Source organism: Superficieibacter sp. BNK-5 (assembly GCF_047456055.1).
Classification (GTDB): Bacteria; Pseudomonadota; Gammaproteobacteria; order Enterobacterales; family Enterobacteriaceae; genus Superficieibacter.
Genome location: NZ_CP179893.1, coordinates 1,302,439 through 1,319,436 on the forward strand (window position 1 = coordinate 1,302,439; position 16,998 = coordinate 1,319,436).

Genomic DNA, 16,998 nt, shown 5'->3' on the forward strand with positions numbered 1-16,998 from the left:
TTTACCCCTGCTGACGTAAAAACAGGTCAATCTCTTCACGCCACGGTACCGACGGCTGCGCACCTTTTCGGGTGACCGCGATCGCCGCCGCCGCGTGGGCAAAACGGATCGCGTCCGCCAGCGGTTTTTCTTCCAGCAGTGCCGTGATCAGCGCACCGTTAAAGGTGTCGCCTGCCGCGATGGTATCGACCGCCTCGACTTTGAAGCCGGGGACACGCTGACCTTTACCTTCTACGCTGGCCCAGACGCCACGACTGCCCAGCGTAATAATGACCGTTTTGATACCTTTATTATGTAGCGCCTGCGCCGCTTTCGCCGCATCGTCATCATTTTTAACCGCGATCCCGGTTAGCTTCTCCGCTTCGGTTTCGTTCGGCGTAATAATATCTACCAGCGTCAGCAGTTCATCCGGCAACTCCCGCGCGGGCGCGGGATTCAGCGCAACTCTGGTTTGATGCTGATGGGCAATTTTCGCTGCCGCCAGCACGCTCTCAATCGGCGACTCCAGTTGCATTAACAGCGCCGAAGCCTGAGCAATGCGCTCCCGCTGCGCCTCGACCAGTACAGGAGAAAGGGCAGCGTTGGCACCCGCATGAATCCCGATCACATTCTCGCCTTCGCCGTTAACGAAGATCAGCGCCACACCGGTAGATTCGCCCGCGATAGTGCTGACTGGCTCGACATCGATATTATCGCTTACCAGCTGCTTACGGATACGCTCACCCGTGTCATCATCGCCGGTACAGGCGATAAACGCGATGCTGGCACCGCTACGCCCGGCTGCTACCGCCTGGTTCGCGCCCTTACCGCCAAACGCAACTTGATACTGATTGCCGGTAACGGTTTCACCGGGTGCCGGGAAAGCGTTGAGATTAAGAATGTGATCGGCATTGATGCTGCCGAGAACGACGAGATGGCCTGCGTTTTTCATATCCAGAGTGTCCCTTTAAGTGCGCCACCGGAACCGGTGGCGCGTGCCCTGCTTTTCTTTTTAAAATTACTGTTTGATAACCAGTTTCAGATCAACCGGGTATTTCGCCTGAACTTTCTCGCCTTTCAGCACTTTGTCAGCCGTTTCGACGCCTTTCGCGCCAATCTGCTCCGGTAACTGAGCAATCGTCGCGGCCAGTTTGCCATCGTTTACCGCTTTTTCGCCATCCGGCGTACCGTCAAATCCGACTACCATCACATCGGATTTACCGGCAGTTTGCAGCGCGCGCAGCGCGCCCAGCGCCATTTCGTCGTTCTGGGCGAACACGGCTTTAACGTCAGGGTGGGCCGTGAGCAGGTTCTGCATCACGTTCAGCCCCTTAGTACGGTCGAAATCTGCCGGCTGGCTGGCCAGCACGTTAAATTTGTGAGCCGCTACCGCCTGCTGGAAGCCTTCACCACGTTCACGCGCGGCGGAAGTCCCGGCAATGCCCTGAAGCTCAATCACTTTCGCGCCTTCGCCCGCTTTTTTGGCGATGTAGTCGCCAGCAATTTTGCCGCCCAGCACGTTATCAGACGCGATATGGCTGACTACATCGCCTTTCGAGGCTTGACGGTCCAGCGTAATCACCGGGATATTTGCCTGATTCGCCATCTTCACGGCGTTACCCACCGCATCAGAATCGGTCGGGTTGATCAGCAAGATTTTGGTGCCGCGTACCGTTAAATCCTGAACGTTCGCCAGCTCTTTCGCCGGGTTATTCTGCGAATCCAGCACCACCAGGTTGTAGCCCAGTTTATCCGCTTCTTTTTGTGCGCCATCCTTCAGGGAAACGAAGAACGGGTTATTGAGCGTGGAAACCACCAGCGCAATGGTGTCTTTCGCCATTGCGTTCGCGCTGACCGTAGCACTCAGTGCAACAGCAGAAACCAGAGTAGCCAGTTTTTTCATGTTCATATTTAAGATGTCCTGTAGTGTCGTTATTACTGCTTTTTGTTGTCTACCAGCACCGCCAGCAAAATCACCACCGCTTTAACGATCATCTGGTAATAGGAGGAAACACCTAACAAATTCAGGCCATTATTCAGGAAGCCGAGAATTAATGCGCCGATCAACGTCCCAACTATGCGACCTTTACCGCCCGCCAGGCTTGTCCCGCCCAGTACCACCGCCGCGATAGCATCCAGTTCATAGCCGGTGCCTGCGGTTGGTTGCGCTGAAGAAAGACGCGCGACTTCAATAATCCCCGCCAGCGACGCCAGCAGGCCGCTTAATGAATAGACGATAACTTTGATTTTATTAACGCTAATGCCGGACAGACGCGTTGCCGCCTCGTTACCACCCAGCGCATAGATATAGCGGCCCAGACGCGTGTGGTGCAGCATGTACCACGCGGCGAGGAAGACGATTCCCATAATCCACACCGGCGTCGGTACTCCCAGCGGACGACCGATGCCGAACCAGCCAAACAGATCGGCGTTATCGGTAAAGCCGGTATTTACCGGGCTGCCGTTGGTGTACACCATCGTTACGCCGCGAAGAAGAAGCATCATCACCAGGGTGGCGATAAATGCCTGTACACGCCCTTTTGCCACGATTACGCCAGTAACAGCACCAATAGCCGCGCCTAACGCCAGCGAGGCGGCAACCGCCACCAGCGCGTTGACTTCTACCCCGACAATTGACGCTGCCACCGCGCCGGTGAGCGCCATCAGGGAGCCAACGGACAAGTCGATACCTGACGTCAGGATCACCAGCGTCATCCCTACCGCCATGATGGCGTTAACCGAGGTTTGTTGAAGAATGTTGAACAGGTTATTGACGGTAAAAAAGTTCGGACTCATGGTGGAGACAATCGCGATCAGCACCAGCAGAGCGATCAGCGATTTTTGCTCCATCAACCATGCTTTGGTGAAATAACGGCGTCCAGAAACAGTCTGGGTAGTCATTGTATTACTCCTGATTCACGCGATTAAGCTTGCCGACGGCGGCAGCCATTAACACTTCCTGAGTGGCCTGCTCGCGAGTGAACTCACCGCCGTTGTGGCCTTCATGCATAACAATAATGCGATCGCTCATCCCTAAGACTTCTGGCATCTCGGAGGAGACCAGAATGATGCTCAGGCCCTCAGCCTTAAACTGGTTGATGAGCTGATAAATCTCTTTCTTGGCACCGACATCCACGCCGCGCGTCGGCTCGTCCAGAATCAGGACTTTTGGCCGCGTCATCAGGCCGCGGGCAATCGCCACTTTCTGCTGATTACCGCCGGAAAGCAGGCCGATGGCCTGTTCCATTGATGGCGTTTTGACGTTAAACAGGCGGATAAAATCACCCACTGCCTGCTGCTCATCTTTATGCTTCAGGCCGCCGCCCGCCCGGCTAAAGTAGCGCAGCGCGGTGAGAGACATGTTTTCTTTTACCGACATGCCCAGCACCAGACCGTCACGTTTGCGGTCTTCGGAGATATAGACGATGCCGTTCGCCAGCCCGTCCTGCGGCGTGCGCGTCACCACTTCACGTCCGCCCAGCGTGACGTAACCGCTGGTGCGCGGTAATGCGCCATACAGCACTTTCATTAATTCGGTACGGCCTGCGCCCATCAACCCGGCCACGCCAAGGATTTCGCCCTTGCGCAGGGTAAAGGACACGTCATTCACCCCCGGTCCGCACAGGTTATCGACCTTCAGGAGAATTTCCCCCGGCGCTTTGTCGAGGCGCGGATACTGATCTTCCAGTTTACGCCCGACCATCATCTCAATCAGCGTATCTTCGCTCAGGCTAACCACTTCGCGCTCGGCGATGAACTGCCCGTCACGAAAGACGGTAACGTCATCGCAAATTTCGAAGATCTCTTTCATACGGTGGGAGATATAGACGATGCCGCGCCCCTGCGCTTTTAATTCGCGGATCACGCGGAACAGCGATTCTGTTTCAGTATCGGTGAGCGCATCGGTCGGTTCATCCATAATGATGACTTTCGATTCAAAGCTCAGCACTTTGGCGATTTCAACCATCTGCTGATCGCCAATCGACAATTCGCCCACCAGCCGGTCGCTTTTAAAGCGCAGGTTAAGCTTCGCCAGCAGGGTGTTCGCTTCGGCATACATCCTTTTCCAGTCGATTTTGCCAAAGCGGTTAACAAATTCACGGCCGAGGAAGATATTTTCCGCGATACTCAATTGCGGGATCAGGTTCAATTCCTGATGGATAATACCGATGCCCGCATCCTGCGAGGATTTCGGACCGTTAAACGTGGTTTCCTGACCCAGCCACAGCAGCGATCCGGCATCGCGGGTATAGATGCCGGTCAGCACTTTCATCATCGTGGATTTGCCCGCGCCATTTTCCCCCACCAGCGCCATCACGCGGCCAGGGTAAACATTGAGCGCCGCGCCGGAGAGGGCTTTTACGCCAGGGAACGCTTTGTCGATCCCTTTGAGTTGCAGTAATGCGTCCATGATGGCCTCAGAACGTCACGCCAGCACAGAGAATAATATTCGCATACGGGGAACACTCCCCGCTGCGAATGACCGCCTGACTGTCTGCGGTTTGTTTTTTGAAGTCCTCATGCGAGATGTAATGGACTTCTATGGTGTTTCCCTGGTGTTGTTGCAGTTGTTCAATATGATTGAGCAACGTTTCGTGGAGCTGCGGATTATGCTGTTTAATTTCCGTCGCGAGGATCGCCGCTTCAACCTGCATTTCACTGGTAACCACCTCCAGGACCTGCATAAAGCCAGGCACACCCTGGGTTAATGCCATATCAATACGCGCGGTGCTGGCCGGGATGGGTAAGCCCGCATCACAGACCACCAGCGTATCGGTATGCCCCAGCAGGGAGATCGCCGATGAAATTGCAGAATTCAGCACCGTACCTTTTTTCATTTTCTTGCTCCACTAGCGAAACGTTTCGCTAACAAGGAGTGTAGCGCGGCGGGCGATGAGAAAACCATCGTGTCGTTGCAGAAATGTGATCGCTGTCGAAACGTTTCGCTAAGGCAAATATAGAGGGAGTTGTTGCGGGAAACAGACAATAGTCACCGGGTGAGCAAACGCGTCACCCGGAACAATCAACACGTTAAATCTCGACCTGCGTCCCCAGCTCAATCACCCGGTTAGGTGGGATCTCAAACTGGTCTGGCGCGCGCAGCGCATTGCGCTGGAGCAGCAGGAAGAGCTTGCCGCGTAGCCGCAGATAGAGCGGCCGCTTGCCAATGATCAGCGACTCGTGCGACATAAAGAACGAGGTTTCCATCATCCGGCAGCTTAAGCCTTCCAGACCACAGCGGTGGAAGACCTCTTCCACATTCGGCGTTTCGCGCCAGCCGTAGCTCGCCACTACCCGCCAGAAGGTCGGCGAAAGCTGCTCGATCTGTACTCGCTTCACGTTATGCACGTAAGGCGCATCTTCCGTGCGCAGAGTTAACAGGATCACGCGCTCGTGCAGCACCTTGTTATGTTTGAGGTTGTGCATCAACGCAAAGGGGATTACGTTCAGCGCGCGGGACATATAGACCGCCGTGCCCGGCACCCGCACCGGCGGCGATTTCTCTAATGAGGCGATCATCGCCTCCAGCGAATTGCCGTGCTCGTGCATACGGCGCAGCAGGCGGAAACGTTCACTTTTCCAGGTGGTCATGACCGTAAACATAATCAGCCCCAGGCTAAGCGGTAGCCAGCCGCCGGAGACGATTTTATCCAGGTTCGCTGAGAACAGCGGGATATCAATGCACAGGAATGCCACGAGAATGAAAGCCACAAGAAACTTATTCCAGTGCCAGTTTTTACGCGCCACGGTCGTAGAGAGGAAAGAGGTCAAGACCATCGTCCCGGTCACCGCAATACCGTAAGCCGCCGCCAGATTACTGGAGTGTTCAAAGCTGACGATAACAATCACCACCGAGGCGTACAGCAGCCAGTTTACGAACGGGATGTAAATCTGCCCGGACTCCATTTCAGAGGTATGGATAATGCGCATCGGCGACAGATAGCCCAGACGTACCGCCTGACGAGTTAGCGAGAAGACGCCGGAAATCACCGCCTGCGAGGCGATAACCGTCGCCAGCGCGGCAACAATCAGCAGCGGGATCAGCGCCCAGTCCGGTGCCAACAGGAAGAAGGGGTTTTTAATCGCTTCCGGATGGCGCAGCAACAGCGCGCCCTGGCCGAAATAGTTAAGCACCAGCGATGGCAGCACGACCGAAAACCATGCCAGCCGGATGGGCAGCTTGCCGAAATGGCCCATATCCGCATACAACGCTTCAACGCCGGTAATGGAAAGCACTACCGCGCCGAGGGCGACAAATGAGATGGTTTTATACTCAAGGAAGAAATGGACCGCCCACATCGGATTCAGAGCATGCAGGACATCCGGGTTGGCAATGATGCTGCGCAGGCCGAGCACCGCCAGAATCAGAAACCAGATCAGCATAATGGGCGCAAAAAGCTTGCCCACCATTCCGGTACCGTGTTTCTGAATCATAAACAGCAGCGTCAGAACAATAATAGAGAGCGGCACCACCCACGTATCCAGTTGCGGGGCGACAATTTCCAGCCCTTCAATCGCCGACATCACCGAAATCGCAGGCGTGATAACCACTTCCCCATAGAAGAAGCTGCCGCCAATCAGTCCCATGATCACCAGCACCGAGGTCATTCTGGCAGAGGTATTGCGCCCCGCCAGCGACATCAGCGTCAGGATCCCGCCTTCACCGGCATTGTCCGCCCGCATGACGAAAGTCAGGTACTTAATCGACACGACAAAAATCAGAAGCCAGAAAATCAGCGACAAAAAACCAAACACGGCGTCGCGCTCTACGCCAAAACCAAACTGGCCAGAAAGACACTCACGCAGCGTATAAAGTGGGCTGGTGCCGATATCACCGTAGACAACCCCAATGGCTGCGAGGGTTATCGCAGACAATGATTGCTTATTATCAGTGCTCATAGACAAATCTTACGTTGGAATAAGGAATGTGCGCGTAGTCCCTTGGCCCACAAAAAACGCACAGTATGCATGATAAATGGCAAAATCGTACCCCTAAGTGAACTCAGGTTAACCTGGCGCAAAGAAAATGAACCAGTTGTTCAGTCTATTACCGGCCTGACACGAAAACGCTATACTCGCATTTTACCGCTGCAACATGGCAGAAGGACGCAATTTGATTATGGCTCAATCACATCTGTTAGCAGAAAGAATTTCCCGCCTGAGCAATGCCCTGGAAAAAGGACTTTATGAACGCAGCCACGCCATCCGCCTGTGCCTGCTGGCCGCGTTAAGCGGCGAAAGCGTTTTCCTGTTAGGCCCGCCGGGAATCGCCAAAAGCCTGATTGCGCGCCGCTTAAAATATGCCTTTCAACACGCGCAGGCGTTTGAATATTTAATGACTCGCTTTTCTACGCCGGAAGAGGTTTTCGGTCCGCTATCCATTCAGGCGCTAAAAGATGAAGGACGCTACGAGCGCCTCACTGCGGGCTACCTGCCGGAAGCGGAAATTGTCTTTCTGGATGAGATCTGGAAAGCGGGTCCGGCGATCCTCAATACGCTGCTGACCGCCATCAACGAACGCCATTTTCGCAATGGCGCGCATGAGGAGAAAATCCCCATGCGCCTGCTGGTCGCGGCCTCCAACGAACTGCCGGAGGCGGACAGTAGCCTTGAGGCGCTTTACGACCGTATGTTAATCCGCCTGTGGCTGGATAAAGTCCAGGAGAAAGGCAACTTCCGCGCCATGCTAACCAGCCAGCAGGAAGAGGGTGAGAATCCGGTCGCCGCCGGTTTGCAGGTCACGGACGAAGAGTTTGCCCAGTGGCAGATCGATATCGGCAACGTCAAACTGCCGGACGCCGTTTTCGAACTCATCTATCTGTTGCGTCAGCAGCTTGATAACCTGCCCGCCGCGCCGTATGTCTCCGATCGCCGCTGGAAAAAAGCGATCCGTTTACTTCAGGCCAGCGCCTTTTTCAGCGGGCGTGACGCTATTGCGCCCATTGACGTGATCCTGCTGAAAGACTGCCTGTGGCACGATGCGGAAAGTAAAAATCTGATGCAGCAGCAGCTCGAAATATTGATGACCGGGCACGCCTGGCAGCAGCAATCCCTGCTGACTCGCCTGGGCGCGATAACCCAGCACCGTATTCAACTTCAGCAACAACAAAGCGATAAAACCGCGCTGAAAGTGACGCGTCAGGGCGGCATGTTCAGTCGTAAACCGCATTATGAATTGCCGCCAGAGATAGAAGGCTCAGTCATCACGCTACTGCTTCAGCAGCCGCTTAAGCTGCACGATATGGAGGTCGTCCATATGACCTTCGAACGCGCGGCGCTGGCAACGTGGCTGGAAAAGGGTGGTGAAATTCGCGCCAAATTAAACGGCATCGGTTTTGCCCAAATCATCAATCTTGAAGTCGACGCCAGTCAGCATCTGGTAGTGCGCGATGTCAGCCTGAAGGGAACGTGGCTGGCGCTGCCCGGCGTTTCTCAGGAAAACATGCCGGAGGAGATTAAGCAGCAGCTCGACGCGCTGGACGATGAGTGGCATCAGCAGCATACCCGCTTCAGCGAGCAGCAAAAATGTCTGTTTATCGCCGCTGACTGGCTGGGACGTATTGAAGCCAGCCTGCAGGATGTCGGTGAACAGATCAAACAGGCGAAACAATGCTGAATCTGGATACGCTCAACGTTCTGTTAGCGATTGGCGAGGATGGGTTGATCGAAGAGACCATTCTCGTGTTAATGGCCTCCCCGGTGCTGGCGCTGTTTTTTGAAAAGTTTCCACGCCTGAAAAACGCCGTCACTGACGATATTCCGCGCTGGCGCGAAATGCTAAAAAATCGGCTCAAAGAAACCCACGTCTCGCCGGAACTAACCGAAGAAGTGCTTTGTTATCAGCAAAGCCAGCTACTCTCCACTACGCAATTTGTCGTCCAACTGCCGCAAATACTGACGCTACTGGGCAAAGTCAGGTCGCCCTATACCGATCAGGCAAAACAGCTGGTGGAGGCGAATCCTTCCTTTACGCCCGCCCTGCATACGCTATTTCTACAGCGCTGGCGGCTGAGTCTCATCGTCCAGGCCACGACGCTGAATCAGCAACTGCTTGAAGAAGAACGTGACAATCTGCTCAACGAAGTGCAGGAACGAATGACCCTGAGCGGCCAGCTTGAGCCGGTTCTTGTCGAAAACGATAATGCCGCCGGACGGCTATGGGATATGAGCGCCGGAAACCTGAAGCGCGGCGACTATCAGTTAATCGTCAAATACGGCGATTTTCTGGCGCAGCAGCCAGAGTTAATGCAGCTGGCGGAACAGCTAGGTCGTTCACGTGAAGCGAAATCGGTGCCGAAAAAAGACGCGCCGATGGAAACATTCCGCACGCTGGTGCGCGAGCCGTCTACCGTGCCGGAACAGGTCGATGGCATTATCCAGAGCGACGATATCCTGCGCCTGCTGCCACCTGAACTGGCCACGCTTGGCATCACTGAACTGGAGTATGAGTTTTATCGACGGCTGGTGGAGAAACAACTGCTGACCTACCGTCTGCACGGCGAGGCCTGGCGGGAAAAAATCTCTGAGCGTCCGGTTATTCATCAGGACGTTGATGAACAGCCGCGCGGACCGTTTATTGTCTGCGTTGATACCTCCGGATCGATGGGCGGCTTCAATGAACAGTGTGCCAAAGCCTTTTGCCTGGCCTTAATGCGTGTCGCCCTCGCGGATAACCGTCGCTGTTTTATCATGCTCTTTTCAAGCGAAGTGGTGCGCTACGAACTCAGCGGTCCACAGGGGATTGAACAGGCGATCCGCTTTCTCAGCCAGCGCTTTCGCGGCGGCACCGATCTGGCAAGCTGCTTTCGCGCCATCGTCGAGCGTATGCAGGGCCTTGAATGGGCCGATGCCGATGCGGTGGTGATCTCAGATTTTATCGCCCAGCGGCTGCCGGATGAAGTGGTAAAAAAGGTGGGAGAACTGCAGAGAGTGCATCAGCACCGGTTTCATGCGGTGGCGATGTCTGCTCACGGCAAACCCGGCATTATACGCATTTTCGATCATATCTGGCGCTTTGATACCGGGATGCGCAGCCGCCTGCTACGACGCTGGCGGCGTTAAATTACAGTAGTGCAGAAACGCTCTCACGCACCTGAGCAGGCCAGACGCCGCACTGTACCTGACCAATATGCGGCAGTTGTAGCAACAGCATGGTCAAACGTGATTGTCCTATGCCACCGCCGATAGTCTGCGGCATCTCACCGCGCAGCAGCGCCTGATGCCATTCCAGCTTCAGGCGATCTTCGTCGCCGGTGAGGGCAAGCTGGCGTTTTAAGGTGTCGGCATCCACACGGATCCCCATAGAGGAAAGCTCAAACGCATCTTCCAGAATCGGGTTCCAGACCAGGATATCCCCGTTCAGACCGGCAGCGCCGGACACGGAAGCCGAACTCCAGTCATCATAATCCGGTGCACGCACATCGTGACGCTTGCCGTCGGAAAGTTTGCCGCCGATACCGATCAGAAATACCGCACCCAGTTCTTTGGCGATCGCGCGCTCACGCCCTTTGGCATCAAGATCCGGGAAGCGAGTCAGCAGATCCTGACTGTGAACAAAGTGGATTTGATCCGGCAGGAACGGTGTCAGACCAAACTCTTTACTTACTGCGGCCTCGGTCGCTTTGATCCCCGCCCAAATAGACTCAACGGTAGAATGCAGCGTGGCAAGGTGGCGTTCGCCATCGCCCATCACGCGTTCCCAGTCCCACTGGTCAACGTAAACGGAGTGAATGGCGGTCAGCCGGTCTTCATCGGGGCGAAGGGCCTTCATATGCGTGTACAGCCCTTCGCCCGCGCTGAAGTCGTGTTGTCCCAGGGTTTGACGTTTCCATTTCGCCAGTGAGTGAACCACTTCGAAATGGGCGTCTGGCAGCGTTTTCACTTTCACCTGCACCGCTTTTTCGCAGCCGGATAAGTTATCCTGCGTCCCGTCTCCCACGCGGCTTAAGATCGGAGCCTGCACTTCAATCAGGCCCAGTTTCTCTTCCAGCTGACGGGAAAAATGGGATTTAACGAAACTGATCTGGCGTTGTTTTGCGATATAAGCGGTTTTCATTTTTATACTCCTGCGTCCTGTTGAATATGATTAAGCAACAAAAAGCGGGTACAATTCAATAATCCTACAACAAAAAGCCTGACTCACTTTTGATTCGTTAAAATAAGGCGCTAAAATAGAGTGAATCTCTATTCTTCATAAGAAAAAGCTATGGAAAATTATCAGATCGACAATCTGGATCGCGGCATCCTCGACGCGCTGATGGTCAATGCGCGCACCGCTTACGCCGAACTGGCTAAACAATTTGGCGTCAGCCCCGGCACCATTCACGTTCGCGTTGAGAAAATGAAGCAGGCGGGGATTATCACTGGCGCACGCATAGACATCAGCCCGAAACAGCTCGGCTACGACGTTTGCTGTTTTATCGGCATCATTCTGAAGAGTGCGAAAGACTACCCCTCCGCGCTGGCGAAGCTGGAAAGCCTGGATGAAGTAACCGAAGCGTATTACACCACCGGGCACTACAGCATCTTTATTAAGGTCATGTGCCGATCAATTGATGCGTTACAGCAGGTACTTATCAACAAGATCCAAACAATTGATGAAATTCAGTCCACTGAGACGCTGATCTCCCTGCAAAACCCGATCATGCGCACCATCCGTCCATGATCGTTCTTTTTAATACCCCTGTTGTCCACAGGTAGATCCCAGCTCTCACACAGCGTACAATGGCCCCTCTTTAACAGGATGGGCTTTTATGGCAGACATAACTCTTATCAGCGGCAGTACCCTTGGCGGTGCCGAATATGTCGCGGAACATCTGGCTGAAAAGCTGGAAGACGCCGGTTTTTCTACCGAAACCCTGCATGGTCCGCAGCTGGAAGAAGTGCCAACCGCGGGGATCTGGTTAGTCATCTGCTCCACGCATGGCGCAGGCGATCTGCCGGATAACATTCAGCCCTTCCTGGATGAACTTAAAGCGCAGCAGCCGGATCTGTCTCAGGTACGTTTTGGCGCTATCGGTCTCGGTAGCCGTGAATATGACACCTTCTGTGGCGCGATCGAAAAACTGGACGCAGAAATGACGATCTGCGGAGCAAAACAGATCGGCGATACGCTGAAGATCAATGTGCTTGAACATGACATTCCGGAGGATCCGGCAGAAATATGGCTCGGATCCTGGATTAATTTACTCAAAAACGATTAAAGATCACGCGATCAATTGTGGATAACTCTGGTTAAAAGCTTGGATCAACCGGTAGTTATCCAAAGTATAACCGTTGGTCAGTTTTTGAGTTGTGTATAACCCGCCCTTTTGATCCCAGCTTATACTGAACAGGATCACCGATCATTCACAGTTAATGATCCTCTCTAACGGCATGATCTTTAATGAAGGATCCGACTTATCCACAAGGGTTGGCGATCCTAATAAGAGATCATAATAAAACAGATCTCTATATAAAGATCTTCTTTAATTAATAGTCAGGATCCTGGTGCTTTCTCGATCGACTAAAGTTGAGTAGAATCCACGGCCCGGACTTCAATCCTTTTCAACACCGCTTTACGCGAGGCAAATTACCATGTTTTATCAGGATCCTTTTGACGTCATCATCATTGGCGGGGGTCATGCAGGCACTGAGGCCGCAATGGCCGCGGCGCGTATGGGTCAACAGACCCTTCTCTTGACGCATAATATCGACACGCTGGGACAAATGAGCTGTAACCCGGCGATTGGCGGCATTGGGAAAGGACACCTGGTAAAAGAAGTCGATGCGCTTGGCGGACTGATGGCGAAGGCGATCGATCAGGCAGGCATTCAGTTCAGGATACTAAACGCGAGCAAAGGTCCTGCTGTCCGGGCCACCCGCGCTCAGGCGGATCGCGTGCTTTACCGCCAGGCGGTGCGTACCGAGCTGGAGAACCAACCCAATCTGATGATCTTCCAGCAGGCGGTTGAAGATCTGATCGTCGAAAACGATCGTGTTGTCGGCGCAGTAACTCAGATGGGGCTTAAATTCCGCGCCAAAGCGGTGGTGCTCACCGTCGGAACTTTCCTCGACGGCAAGATCCATATCGGACTGGATAACTATAGCGGCGGTCGCGCTGGCGATCCGCCGTCGATCTCCCTTTCCCGCCGTCTGCGTGAGCTGCCGCTGCGCGTTAATCGCCTGAAAACCGGAACGCCGCCGCGTATCGATGCGCGGACTATCGATTTCAGCGTACTGGCGCAACAGCACGGGGACAACCCGATGCCGGTGTTCTCGTTTATGGGGTCTGCGGATCAACATCCGCGTCAGGTACCGTGCTATGTCACCTATACCAACGAAAAAACCCACGACGTGATCCGTAATAACCTCGATCGCAGCCCGATGTACGCTGGCGTGATTGAAGGGATTGGTCCGCGCTACTGCCCATCGATTGAAGACAAAGTGATGCGCTTTGCCGATCGTAACCAGCATCAGATCTTCCTCGAGCCGGAAGGACTGACTTCAAACGAAATTTATCCGAACGGCATCTCCACCAGCCTGCCGTTTGATGTGCAGATGCAAATCGTCCGCTCTATGCAGGGGATGGAAAACGCAAAAATCGTGCGTCCTGGCTATGCCATTGAGTACGATTTCTTCGATCCGCGCGACCTGAAACCGACGCTGGAAAGCAAATTTATCGCCGGATTGTTCTTTGCTGGCCAGATCAACGGCACCACCGGCTACGAAGAAGCGGCGGCCCAGGGACTGCTGGCAGGTCTTAACGCGGCGCGTTTCTCCGCCGAGAAAGAGGGCTGGGCACCGCGTCGCGATCAGGCTTACCTTGGCGTGCTGGTCGACGATCTGTGTACGCTGGGTACTAAAGAGCCGTACCGCATGTTTACCTCACGGGCGGAATATCGCCTGATGCTGCGGGAAGATAATGCCGATCTGCGCCTGACCGAAGCGGGTCGCGAACTCGGACTGGTCGATGATGCCCGCTGGGCGCGTTATAACGAGAAGCTGGAAAACATTGAGCGCGAACGCCAGCGCCTGAAAGCAACCTGGGTTTCACCCTCCGTTGACTCAGCGGCGGAAGTGAACGCTCACCTTGCAGCTCCGCTTTCTCGTGAAGCGAGTGGTGAAGATCTCCTGCGTCGCCCGGAAATGACCTACCAGCAGTTGACGGCCCTGACGCCGTTCGCTCCCGCGCTGGAAGATGTGCAGGCCGCTGAGCAGGTTGAAATCCAGGTGAAATACGAAGGTTACATTGCCCGCCAGCAGGACGAGATTGAAAAACAGCAGCGTAACGAGAATACGCTCCTGCCAGCGATGCTGGATTATCGACAGGTTTCCGGTTTGTCGAACGAAGTGATCGCCAAGCTAAACGATCATAAACCGGTATCCATCGGGCAGGCTTCGCGCATTTCCGGGATCACCCCAGCCGCTATCTCTATTCTGCTGGTGTGGTTAAAAAAACAGGGCATGCTGCGTCGCAGCGCCTGATATATCCAGGCCCGGTAAACTGCGCTTACCGGGCCTGAAACACGTTCTCTATGCCGGTAAAATGACGATGCTATCCGGCTGATCAATAACAGGTATTTAACGTGCTGAACAAACTCTCTCGTCTGCTGGATAAAGCAGGGATTTCGCTCTCCGATCACCAGAAAAACCAGCTAGTTGCCTATGTCGATATGCTGCACAAGTGGAATAAAGCCTACAACCTCACGTCGGTACGCGATCCGAACGAGATGCTGGTCCGCCATATTCTCGACAGCGTAGTCGTTGCGCCTTATCTCGAAGGCACGCGTTTTATCGATGTCGGTACCGGGCCGGGGCTGCCGGGGATCCCGTTATCCATCGTGCGTCCAGAAGCGCAGTTCACATTGCTGGACAGCCTGGGTAAACGCGTACGATTTCTTCGCCAGGTGCAGCACGAACTGAAGTTGGATAACGTGCATCCAGTACAGAGCAGGGTAGAAGACTTCCCCGCAGAGCCTCCTTTTGACGGCGTCATCAGCCGCGCGTTCGCTTCACTAACGGATATGGTGCAGTGGTGTCACCACCTGCCTGGTGAGAAAGGCCGTTTTTACGCGCTTAAAGGTCAATTACCTGATGATGAGATTTCTCAGCTTCCCGTTGAATTTTCTGTCGAATCCGTGATTAAACTGCAGGTTCCTGAACTCGAAGGCGAGCGCCATCTTGTGCTTTTAACCCACAATAAAATTTAATTTTTATCAAAAAAAGTAGAAAAAAAAAGCACCGGATAATGTTAAAAATTTTAGTGGGAAAAGGTCTCAAGCTGGATTGTATTTAACTATGTCTTAACTGTTTATTCGCTTGGTTTTAACTCAGCTCTTTTTGTTAACCAGAAAAATAGTCAACATGGAAAATATCAGCCTGCTAAAAATGTTCAGATGCACTGACCGTGATTTGTTAAATATTTATTATAAATGTCAATGCGGTGTTTATGATAAAGGGGGCGCTGTTTTACATAGTCTCACTATTTTTAAACATTGATATCAACAGGATGCGTAAAATCACGGCATGAAGACGGCCGAACGACTGAAAGTGGAAATGTTTATTATGTGATCTGGTGCACGCTTTATCATCAGGGTTTTCGCGTTATTTGGACTTTTGCTCGATTGTTCACACTTTGGCAAAAACGTGAAAAATAGCGCTCAAGAAAATTATTTAAACATTTATTCACCTTTTCGCTACTTATTGTTTGAAATCACGAGGCCGCACCGTATAATTTGACCGCTTTTTGATGCTTGACTCCGGGGGCTAAAGGACGTTTTATACGACACGCGGCATACCTCTTAGGGAGCAGGAGTAAAAACGTGATGTCTGTGTCGCTCTTGAGTAGAAACGTTGCTCGTAAGCTTCTGTTCATTCAGTTTCTGGTGGTAATGGCAAGTGGATTGCTGTTTAGCCTCAAAGACCCCTTTTGGGGCGCTTCCGCTGTATGCGGAGGCATGGCAGTGTTGCTGCCTAACTGTGTGTTTATGATTTTTGCCTGGCGTCATCAGGTCCATACCCCAGCAAAAGGCCGGGTGGCCTGGAGCTTCGCGCTTGGCGAAGGCTTCAAGGTACTCATGACCTTTGCTCTACTGGTGGTGGCGCTGGCGGTTTTAAAGGCGGTTTTCTTGCCGCTGATAGTCACGTGGATTTTGGCGCTGGTTGTTCAGATAGTTGCGCCAGCTGTAATTAACAACAAAGGGTAAGAGGCATCATGTCTGCAGGAGAAATCTCAACACCGCAGGAGTACATAGGCCACCACCTGAATAACCTTCAGTTGGACCTGCGTACCTTCACGCTGGTGGATCCGCATAACCCCCCGGCCACCTTCTGGACGCTCAATATCGACTCCATGTTCTTTTCGGTGTTATTGGGCCTGTTGTTCCTGGTGATGTTCCGCAGCGTTGCAAAGCGTGCAACCAGCGGCGTCCCGGGCAAATTCCAGACGGCTATTGAGCTGGTGATTGGCTTTGTTCACGGCAGCGTGAAAGACATGTATCACGGCAAGAGCAAGCTGATTGCGCCGCTGGCCCTGACGATTTTTGTCTGGGTATTCCTGATGAACTTCATGGACTTGCTGCCGATTGACCTGCTGCCGACCATCGCAGAAAAATACCTTGGTCTGCCGGCGCTGCGTGTAGTTCCGTCTGCCGACGTCAACATCACCCTGTCGATGGCGCTGGGCGTGTTCATCCTTATTCTGTTCTACAGCATCAAAATGAAAGGCATTGGCGGCTTCACGAAAGAGTTGACGCTACAGCCGTTCAATCACTGGGCATTTATTCCTGTCAACTTAATCCTTGAAGGGGTAAGCCTGCTGTCCAAACCGGTTTCTCTTGGTCTGCGACTGTTCGGCAACATGTATGCCGGTGAGCTGATTTTCATTCTGATTGCTGGTCTGTTGCCGTGGTGGTCACAGTGGATATTGAATGTGCCATGGGCCATTTTCCATATCCTGATTATTACGCTGCAAGCCTTTATCTTCATGGTTCTGACGATCGTCTATCTGTCGATGGCGTCTGAAGAGCATTAATTTTA

General features: G+C 53.4%; 15 protein-coding genes. 8 read left to right on the forward strand and 7 right to left on the reverse strand.

The window, feature by feature from the left end; genetic code table 11:
• Position 1: 1 nt before the first annotated feature.
• From rbsK to kup, 6 genes are all read right to left on the reverse strand, one after another.
• A complete protein-coding gene (gene rbsK / locus ACMGGS_RS06250; protein ID WP_414165439.1) occupies positions 2 to 931 on the reverse strand; it encodes a ribokinase in 930 nt (309 codons plus the stop codon).
• 66 nt (positions 932 to 997) lie between these two features.
• Positions 998 to 1,888, reverse strand: coding sequence for a ribose ABC transporter substrate-binding protein RbsB (gene rbsB, locus ACMGGS_RS06255; protein ID WP_103676202.1), 891 nt, complete (start codon positions 1,886 to 1,888; stop codon positions 998 to 1,000).
• A gap of 26 nt (positions 1,889 to 1,914) precedes the next feature.
• Positions 1,915 to 2,880 carry a ribose ABC transporter permease gene (gene rbsC / locus ACMGGS_RS06260; protein WP_176918567.1) on the reverse strand — a complete coding sequence of 322 codons (966 nt, stop codon included), beginning with the start codon at positions 2,878 to 2,880 and terminating at the stop codon, positions 1,915 to 1,917.
• Between the two features lie 4 nt (positions 2,881 to 2,884).
• Positions 2,885 to 4,390, reverse strand: a complete 1,506-nt coding sequence (gene rbsA / locus ACMGGS_RS06265; RefSeq protein ID WP_194207704.1) for a ribose ABC transporter ATP-binding protein RbsA — start codon at positions 4,388 to 4,390, stop codon at positions 2,885 to 2,887.
• A gap of 7 nt (positions 4,391 to 4,397) precedes the next feature.
• Entirely contained in the window at positions 4,398 to 4,817 is a 420-nt protein-coding gene (gene rbsD / locus ACMGGS_RS06270) for a D-ribose pyranase (RefSeq protein ID WP_414165440.1), read from the reverse strand.
• Positions 4,818 to 5,010: 193 nt separating this feature from the next.
• Positions 5,011 to 6,879 carry a low affinity potassium transporter Kup gene (gene kup, locus ACMGGS_RS06275; RefSeq protein ID WP_414165441.1) on the reverse strand — a complete coding sequence of 623 codons (1,869 nt, stop codon included), beginning with the start codon at positions 6,877 to 6,879 and terminating at the stop codon, positions 5,011 to 5,013.
• A gap of 220 nt (positions 6,880 to 7,099) precedes the next feature.
• Here kup and ravA point away from each other — a divergent pair, with 220 nt between their 5' ends.
• Both ravA and viaA read left to right on the forward strand, forming a co-directional pair.
• The gene (gene ravA, locus ACMGGS_RS06280) at positions 7,100 to 8,596 is read left to right on the forward strand and encodes an ATPase RavA (protein WP_414165442.1); all 1,497 of its coding nucleotides are present in this window, start codon (positions 7,100 to 7,102) and stop codon (positions 8,594 to 8,596) included.
• Entirely contained in the window at positions 8,590 to 10,041 is a 1,452-nt protein-coding gene (gene viaA / locus ACMGGS_RS06285; protein WP_414165443.1) for an ATPase RavA stimulator ViaA, read from the forward strand. The genes ravA and viaA overlap by 7 nt, the downstream gene beginning before the upstream one ends.
• 1 nt (position 10,042) lies before the next feature.
• Here the strand turns inward: viaA and asnA are convergent, their stop codons facing one another.
• Complete coding sequence (asnA, locus tag ACMGGS_RS06290) at positions 10,043 to 11,035, reverse strand: aspartate--ammonia ligase (RefSeq protein ID WP_414165444.1); 993 nt, start codon at positions 11,033 to 11,035, stop codon at positions 10,043 to 10,045.
• Positions 11,036 to 11,185: 150 nt separating this feature from the next.
• Between asnA and asnC the strand changes: the two genes are divergently transcribed.
• From asnC to atpB, 6 genes are all read left to right on the forward strand, one after another.
• The gene (gene asnC, locus ACMGGS_RS06295; RefSeq protein WP_276160371.1) at positions 11,186 to 11,644 is read left to right on the forward strand and encodes a transcriptional regulator AsnC; all 459 of its coding nucleotides are present in this window, start codon (positions 11,186 to 11,188) and stop codon (positions 11,642 to 11,644) included.
• An 88-nt stretch (positions 11,645 to 11,732) separates the two neighbouring features.
• Positions 11,733 to 12,182, forward strand: a complete 450-nt coding sequence (gene mioC / locus ACMGGS_RS06300) for an FMN-binding protein MioC (protein WP_414165445.1) — start codon at positions 11,733 to 11,735, stop codon at positions 12,180 to 12,182.
• A 373-nt stretch (positions 12,183 to 12,555) separates the two neighbouring features.
• Positions 12,556 to 14,445, forward strand: a complete 1,890-nt coding sequence (gene mnmG / locus ACMGGS_RS06305) for a tRNA uridine-5-carboxymethylaminomethyl(34) synthesis enzyme MnmG (protein WP_414165446.1) — start codon at positions 12,556 to 12,558, stop codon at positions 14,443 to 14,445.
• 101 nt (positions 14,446 to 14,546) lie between these two features.
• Positions 14,547 to 15,170 carry a 16S rRNA (guanine(527)-N(7))-methyltransferase RsmG gene (gene rsmG, locus ACMGGS_RS06310; protein ID WP_414165447.1) on the forward strand — a complete coding sequence of 208 codons (624 nt, stop codon included), beginning with the start codon at positions 14,547 to 14,549 and terminating at the stop codon, positions 15,168 to 15,170.
• Positions 15,171 to 15,785: 615 nt separating this feature from the next.
• Positions 15,786 to 16,166: a F0F1 ATP synthase subunit I gene (gene atpI, locus ACMGGS_RS06315; protein ID WP_414166212.1), complete on the forward strand. Its 381-nt coding sequence runs from the start codon at positions 15,786 to 15,788 to the stop codon at positions 16,164 to 16,166.
• 8 nt (positions 16,167 to 16,174) lie between these two features.
• On the forward strand, positions 16,175 to 16,993 hold the full coding sequence (atpB, locus tag ACMGGS_RS06320) for a F0F1 ATP synthase subunit A (RefSeq protein ID WP_414165448.1): 819 nt from the start codon (positions 16,175 to 16,177) through the stop codon (positions 16,991 to 16,993).
• The last annotated feature ends 5 nt before the right edge of the window (positions 16,994 to 16,998 follow it).